We start from the raw sequence: 7133 nt of genomic DNA on the forward strand, positions 1-7133 counted from the left end.
CCGATTATAATGTAGCCAAAATGTTTCTGCAAAGTATGAATGCAGGAATGGTGTCATCGCAAGGAAGTAATTTGGATGAAGCCATCAAATTGTCCGAAAAATATTTTGAAGGAAGTCCAAATACTAGCAAATTGATGATTATGATTACCGACGGTGAAGATCATTCCGAAGGAGCAGAAAACGCAGCAGAAGAAGCAAAGAAGATTGGAATGAAAATCATCACCATAGGAATTGGCACAACTGCTGGCGGACCTATTCCTAATAAGAAAAATGGTGTCATAGAAAGTTTTCATCGAGATAAAAATACAGGCGAAGTCGTTGTAACAAAATTGCGTCCAGAATCATTAGAAACCATTGCTAAAGCTGCAAAAGGAGGTTATATAAATGGAAATAACACCAAGCAAACGGTCGATTTTATCAAAAAATCGCTGAATAATATTCAAAAAACAGAATTTGAAGCGACAGAAATGAAAAACTTTCAAGCGCAATTTCAATGGTTTTTAGGGATTGGATTTTTCTTATTGTTATTAGATATATTTTTATTAGAAAGAAAAACAAAATGGGTACAAAAATTGAATTTATTTAACGAGAAAAAAGAATAATTAATATGAAAAATATCATTTTAATATTGATGTCGTTTTTTTCTATATCAATATTTTCGCAGAAAAAAGATTTTGATTTGCCAGAAGCGAATGAAAATTATGCCAAAAAAGAATACGCTTTAGCAGAATCTAATTATAGAGTTTCAAAAGCTAATAATGTTAAACGAGCTGCCGCAGCTTATAATTTAGGAAATGCTATTTACAAACAAAATCAGCCAAGCGAAGCAAAATATGCCTATTCAAAAGCAATAGAAAATGCTAAAGGAAAACAACAAAAATTTAGTGCCTTTCATAATTTAGGAAATACATTAATGAAAGAAAAAGAGTATGCAAAAGCAGTCGAAGCATACAAAAATGCCTTGCGTAATAATCCTAATGATGAGCAAACACGTTACAATTATGCTTTAGCAAAAAAAATGCAAAAAGACAATCCAGAGAAAAAGGATGATAAAAAAGATAAGGATAAAGATAAAAAAGAAGAACCAAAAGACGACAAAAAAGACAAGCCTAAAGATGGAGATGACAAGAAGGACGACAAAGGGAAACCTAAAGACGATAAACAAGATCAAAAACCAAAGCCGCAACAAGGAAGTGCCAATCAGGAAAGAATGAAAACGTTGTTAGACGCTGTAAATAATGAAGAAAAGAAAGTTCAAGATAAAGTAAACGGAAAAAAGGTTAAAGGAAAACCCATTGATAGCGATAAAGATTGGTAGTTTTGACACAAAATCTGGAAGACGATTAAAAAAGAAATGAAAAAATATATAATTATAACATTATTAACCTTTCAAGGGATTTTTGCCCAAGTGCAATTTGTAGCACAAGCGAGTAAAAATTCATTGGGAATTAACGAGCGTCTTCGCATAGATTTTGCTATGAATGAAGATGGAGACAATTTTAGTCCACCTGCATTTGAAGGTTTCAGGATTATTGGCGGACCAAATCAATCGGTGAGTTATCAATGGGTAAATGGGCGTAAATCATTCGAAAAAACCTACTCTTATTATTTGATACCTATAAAAAAAGGAACTTTTCTTATTAAACAAGCATCTATCGAAATAAATGGACAAGTTTATAAAACCAATCCAATAAAAATAACAGTTGGGAATGCCGTTGCAGAAGAAAGAGATCCTTATGCACCCTATTATCAGCAACAGCAGCAACAAACTCCAACGTATGCAGGAAAGGACGGAGTGCATCTTGTTGCCGAAATCTCAAATCCAAATCCGTATTTAAATGAACCCATTACCGTTGTTTATAAGATTTATGTGAGCAATAGATCTGCCGTTGGCGGATGGAAAGAGTTAGCAAATCCAAAGTATAAGAATTTTTGGAGCCAGAATATAGATGTGAAACAACTTCAAATACAACAAGGTAAATACCAAGGAGAAGATTATCGTTTTGCGGTACTTAGAAAAACCGTTCTCTATCCACAAAAATCTGGGAAACTAGAAATAGAACCATTAACATTAGATGTTGAGGTCGAAATTCCTTCAGGCCAAGCCGATTTTTTTGGAAGACCAATTATGAAATCTGGAAGCAAAAAAGTTTCGGCCGGAGCAAAAGTTATCAACGTAAAACCATTGCCAGAAACTGGTAAACCGGAAAATTTTACAGGAGCAGTTGGAAATTTTGATTTTAAAGTCATACCATCAAAAACCAAATTAAAAAACGGGGAATCATTAGATCTAAATATTATTGTTTCTGGAAAAGGAAATTTAAAATTATTTACTTTACCCAAACCTATCGTGCCAAGTTCTCTCGAAACGTATGATCCTGTACATAAAGAAAACGTAACAACGCCTCTTTCTGGAATGACAGGAAGCATATCAGATTTGTACACGATTATTCCTCAGTATAAAGGAAATTATCCTATACAACCACTTACTTTTTCTTATTTCGATTTAGGCAGTAAAACCTACAAAACGATAACTTCTCAAGAAATAAATATCGAAGTTCTTGACGGACCAACAGCAGCAAACAATGATATTGTCAATACTAATTCGAATAAGACTAAAGTGGCTTCAAATGCAACGTTTGGATTTATAAAACTAAAAACGACATTGTCAGAAATTAAAAAATCGGACTTTTTAGGTTCTGGATTATTTTACGGATTGTTGTTTTTGCCCTTTTTATTAATTCCAATTATAATGGCAATTCGTAAGAAAAAAGAAGCTATTGATGGTGATGTTGTTGGAAATAGAATTAAATTATCGAACAAATTAGCCAAGAAATATTTATCGGAAGCCAAAAATCAAATTGCAAACAAAGAACCGTTTTATATTGCTTTAGAAAAAGCGATGCACAACTTCTTGAAAGCAAAATTACACATCGAAACTTCCGAAATGAGCAAAGATAAAATCACAGAAATCTTGTTGTCAAGAAAGGCTAATCCAGAATCAGTATATAGTTTTATAGCTTTGACAGAAAATTGCGAACTAGCACGATATGCACCATCAACAAGTGTCACGATCCAACAAGATTATGACGAAGCAGTTGAAATAATATCAATTTTAGAAAAACAAATCTCATAATTGATAATGAATAATTTACAATTGATAATTTTTTAAAATCCGTAAAATCAACGTTTTCGATTTATCGAATCCGTGTCATCGGCGTTCCAAAATTAATAAAAATGAAAAACATACTCTATATATTCCTTCTCATCACCCAAACATTTTGGGCACAAACCGCTTTCGATAAAGGCAATAATTTATACCAAAAAGGAAACTATCAAGAAGCAATAACCATTTACGAAAGTGTTGTCAACTCGGGACAAGAATCAGCTGAACTATATTTTAATTTAGGAAATTGTTATTATAAATTAAACAAAGTAGCGCCAGCAATTTTTAATTTCGAAAAAGCATTATTACTAAATCCAAACGATGCAGAAACTCAAAATAATTTGGCTTTCGCCCAAAAAATGACCATCGATGAAGTTACGGAAGTTCCCAAAGTTGGTTTTGCTAAAATAATTCGAGATTTTACTTCCAGTTTTCATTATGATACTTGGGCTTGGATGGCGGTTATTTTTTCAATCCTGTTTTTAGGATGCTTTTTGGCCTATTATTTCTCTAACACAACCACGCTAAAAAGGGTTTTCTTTATAACGATGCTTTTTGTAATATTGTTTACAATTCTAAGTGTTTTTGCAGGATTTTTCGAGAAAGGACAAAGTAATAATGATAGACCAGCCATTGTTTTTGCAGAAGTTACATCGGTCAAAAGCGAACCAAAATCAACCGCACAAGACGCTTTTGTATTGCACGCAGGAACCAAAGTTTATGTCTTAGAAAGTTTAAATAATTACAAAAAAATACAACTTTTAGACCTAAAAGAAGGTTGGATAGAGAAAAGTGCGATTAAGGAGTTAAAGTAGATTTGTTTTACAAACTAAAACCGTCATTTCTTAAAACCGCCGTTATAAGCTGTAACTTATTTTTTTAATTTAGCTATTCTAGAATCGATAAGTTTTATTTCTGTTTCAATATCATACATTTTTTAAATTGTTTTCCCTAATTACATATAAAACAGTGTGTAAAATTGCATGTCGATTAATTGTCCTTTGTTTCTTCGGCTGATTTATCCACATTTTTATTCTTAAAATCATTATACCATTCTTCTAAAGTGGGATAAATAAACTTGGAAACCTCTTGGATAGGATTGTAAAACAATGAACTATTTAGCGTTTCTTGTTTTACAATAAGATTATTTACGTTTATTTTCTGAAAAATATTAAAAATAATACTTAACGCTAAAATAGTTTTCAAAACACTAAAAAAAGCACCTCCCAATTTGTTCAACCAACCCAGATAAGCAAAATCGGCAATACCTGTAAAGAATTTTGCTAATAAATGAATTCCCACAACAGCAAGAAAAAAAGTAAGTGCAAAAGCAGTAACTTCAATATATTTAGGCTGCCAGGAAACTGCGTCTTCTAAAGCAGATTTAATTAAATAGGAGAATTTTATAGCTATAAAAACTCCCAAAAAAAGAGAAATCAAAGAAGCTAATTCTACAAAAAGACCGTTTTTTATACCTTTGTATAAAGAGTAAACTAATAATGCGGCTAGAATAATGTCTAAAAAACTCATATTTCTTTAATTTAATTTTTAAAAACAAATATAAAGGAATAATCCTTTTTCAACTTCTTATATTTGCCAATAATTTTGATTTAGTTTTTTAGGATAAACCTAAAATCTAACTCGAGTGTCAGCGAACTGGCGAAGCAAATCTAAAATAAAATGTCAAGAGATATACAACTCAAAGAACGCTGGGAACAGCTTGTAAACATACTTTCTAATCAATTCTCGCAAGGAGAAGATTTAGACTTAGATGCCATTATTTATTTAATTGGCGTACAAGAATTAGGAAAATTTCATCAAACATACAAGAAAGATGAGAAGTTAAACCTAATGCACATTGCCATTTGTCGTTTACTAGAACCTTATGGTTACTACGAATTCGAGTTTTTCGATAACGACGGTTGGCCACATTATAGAGTCAAAGAAGAATTGCCGCCACTAAAAGCGGGAGAACAATCTGTTTTAATGAAAGATGCTATCGTAAATTACTTTTTAGAAAAAAAATTGATTGAATAACAAAATTAGCCACAGATAACACGGATTAAACGGATTTTCACAGATTTTATATTTTAACATAGAAAAAAAATCCGTGGTCTAAAAAATTATGTACAAAGCGAATAAATCCTTAAATTTGCACCTTTATTACCCGAACGATGACAGACAAGATTAAAGAATACATTGCCGAAGCAAAAGCCTTTTCGACACAAAATAAAGAGAAACTAGAAGAATTCCGAATCAAATTCCTTGGAAGTAAAGGTTTGGTAAAAGATATTTTTGCCGAATTCAAAAACGTGCCAAACGATCAGAAAAAAGAATTCGGTCAAGTAATCAATTTACTAAAAACCATTGCTGAGGAAAAGGTAAAAGCAATTCAAGAAGAACTAGAAAGCAAAGAAGAAATAAAAAGCTTTTATGGCGATTTGTCACGACCATCAGAACCCCTAAAAATAGGCTCTCGTCACCCAATATCGTTGGTAAAAAACCAAATAATAGACATATTTTCTAACATAGGATTCAACGTTTCCGAAGGACCAGAAATTGAAGACGATTGGCATAACTTTACCGCATTAAACCTACCTGAATACCATCCGGCGCGTGATATGCAGGACACGTTTTTTATACAAACCAATCCCGATATTTTGTTGCGTACACACACCTCATCGGTGCAAGTACGTTATATGGAAAACAACAAACCGCCTATAAGAACCATTTCTCCAGGTCGTGTTTTTCGTAACGAAGCCGTTTCGTCACGTTCGCACTGTATTTTCCACCAAGTAGAAGGATTGTATATAGACAAAGATGTTTCCTTTGCCGATATGAAGCAAACGTTGTTATATTTTACCAAAGAAATGTTCGGAAAATCAAAAATCAGATTACGACCATCCTACTTTCCGTTTACCGAACCAAGTGCCGAAATAGATATTTATTGGGGACTAAAAACCGAAACCGATTACCGAATCACAAAAGGAACAGGTTGGCTAGAAATAGGCGGTTGCGGAATGGTTGATCCTAATGTGCTAAAAAATTGTGGTATCGATCCCGACGAATTCAACGGATTTGCCTTCGGAATGGGAATCGAAAGAATTGCCATGTTGCAATATCAAATAGGCGATATCAGAATGTTTTATGAAAACGACGTGCGTTTCTTAGAACAATTCAAATCGAATATTTAGAAGCAATTTCCAGCTATACACTACAAGCTTTTTTCAAGAAACACTATTTTTCTAAACAAAAAACTAACTTCCGTTGGTCGTTGTTTTTCGTCAAGAAAAATTAGCATTTCTTCTCAAAAGGCTTTTCGTTGCTATCTGGGCTAGACATTATCTTAAATTCAACATAATTTCTAGAAATCTAAGAAGTCTAAAAATCTAACCAATCTAATATGAAATCCGACATCAATATACCAACCGTAGAAAACGTTTTCCTAGCCGCAGTCCAGGAATGGAGTGATGACTTTATGGGAAAAATATGGAATATCTATCTTATAAACGATTCTGATTTTCAACTCGACGGTGTTATGTTAGTCTCAAAAGCTTTTGGAACCATTGATGGCGAAATGAAAAAAACATCATCACTTCGTCACGCTTTTGTAGAAGTTCCACCTGTTTCGGTAAAAAAAGTCGAAATGATCGAGAAAAGTGTCCTAAAACTGAACAATGAGTTTATGGTGACTTACTTTATTGGAAACACATTATACGACAAGAAATTTATTTTCAAAACCAATTTTGCAAACGACAATCCCCTCGAAGAAGTGCCTATTTTGTTTGTAGATGGTGTGATTGTGAGGTAGGTATTTTAAGTAAATCGTTGAACACTTTTTTAAACTCTAATATTTCGGTGGATTTTATAACATAACCTAAATTCATAGGAATTTTTGTTACAACATTCGAATTTATATCAGTTGGGTTTATATTGATTATTTTACCCTCTACATCATACATAAAAC

At 32.7% G+C, this 7133-nt stretch carries 9 protein-coding genes; 7 read left to right on the forward strand and 2 right to left on the reverse strand.

What is annotated here, in order from left to right:
* The 4 genes from ACHZC3_RS11990 to ACHZC3_RS12005 form a co-directional block, all read left to right on the forward strand.
* Nucleotides 1-602: VWA domain-containing protein (locus ACHZC3_RS11990; protein ID WP_394760092.1), on the forward strand; the 602-nt coding region annotated here is incomplete at its 5' end.
* A 5-nt stretch (nt 603-607) separates the two neighbouring features.
* Complete coding sequence (locus ACHZC3_RS11995) at nt 608-1318, forward strand: tetratricopeptide repeat protein (RefSeq protein WP_394760093.1); 711 nt, start codon at nt 608-610, stop codon at nt 1316-1318.
* A 36-nt stretch (nt 1319-1354) separates the two neighbouring features.
* Nucleotides 1355-3136, forward strand: a complete 1782-nt coding sequence (locus ACHZC3_RS12000; protein WP_394760095.1) for a BatD family protein — start codon at nt 1355-1357, stop codon at nt 3134-3136.
* Nucleotides 3137-3237: 101 nt separating this feature from the next.
* Nucleotides 3238-3981, forward strand: a complete 744-nt coding sequence (locus ACHZC3_RS12005) for a tetratricopeptide repeat protein (RefSeq protein WP_394760096.1) — start codon at nt 3238-3240, stop codon at nt 3979-3981.
* A 175-nt stretch (nt 3982-4156) separates the two neighbouring features.
* Here ACHZC3_RS12005 and ACHZC3_RS12010 read toward each other — a convergent pair whose 3' ends face one another.
* Nucleotides 4157-4696: a CvpA family protein gene (locus ACHZC3_RS12010; protein WP_394760097.1), complete on the reverse strand. Its 540-nt coding sequence runs from the start codon at nt 4694-4696 to the stop codon at nt 4157-4159.
* Between the two features lie 150 nt (nt 4697-4846).
* Here ACHZC3_RS12010 and ACHZC3_RS12015 point away from each other — a divergent pair, with 150 nt between their 5' ends.
* The 3 genes from ACHZC3_RS12015 to ACHZC3_RS12025 all read left to right on the forward strand — a co-directional run bounded on the left by ACHZC3_RS12015 (nt 4847) and on the right by ACHZC3_RS12025 (nt 6977).
* A complete protein-coding gene (locus ACHZC3_RS12015) occupies nt 4847-5203 on the forward strand; it encodes a hypothetical protein (RefSeq protein WP_394760098.1) in 357 nt (118 codons plus the stop codon).
* A 137-nt stretch (nt 5204-5340) separates the two neighbouring features.
* The gene (gene pheS / locus ACHZC3_RS12020) at nt 5341-6360 is read left to right on the forward strand and encodes a phenylalanine--tRNA ligase subunit alpha (RefSeq protein ID WP_394760099.1); all 1020 of its coding nucleotides are present in this window, start codon (nt 5341-5343) and stop codon (nt 6358-6360) included.
* Between the two features lie 209 nt (nt 6361-6569).
* Nucleotides 6570-6977, forward strand: a complete 408-nt coding sequence (locus ACHZC3_RS12025) for a hypothetical protein (protein WP_394760100.1) — start codon at nt 6570-6572, stop codon at nt 6975-6977.
* Here the strand turns inward: ACHZC3_RS12025 and ACHZC3_RS12030 are convergent.
* On the reverse strand, nt 6943-7133 hold a 191-nt coding region (locus tag ACHZC3_RS12030; RefSeq protein ID WP_394760102.1), incomplete at its 5' end, for a hypothetical protein. The genes ACHZC3_RS12025 and ACHZC3_RS12030 overlap by 35 nt on opposite strands.

This window comes from Flavobacterium sp. (assembly GCF_043720215.1).
Taxonomy (GTDB): domain Bacteria; phylum Bacteroidota; class Bacteroidia; order Flavobacteriales; family Flavobacteriaceae; genus Flavobacterium.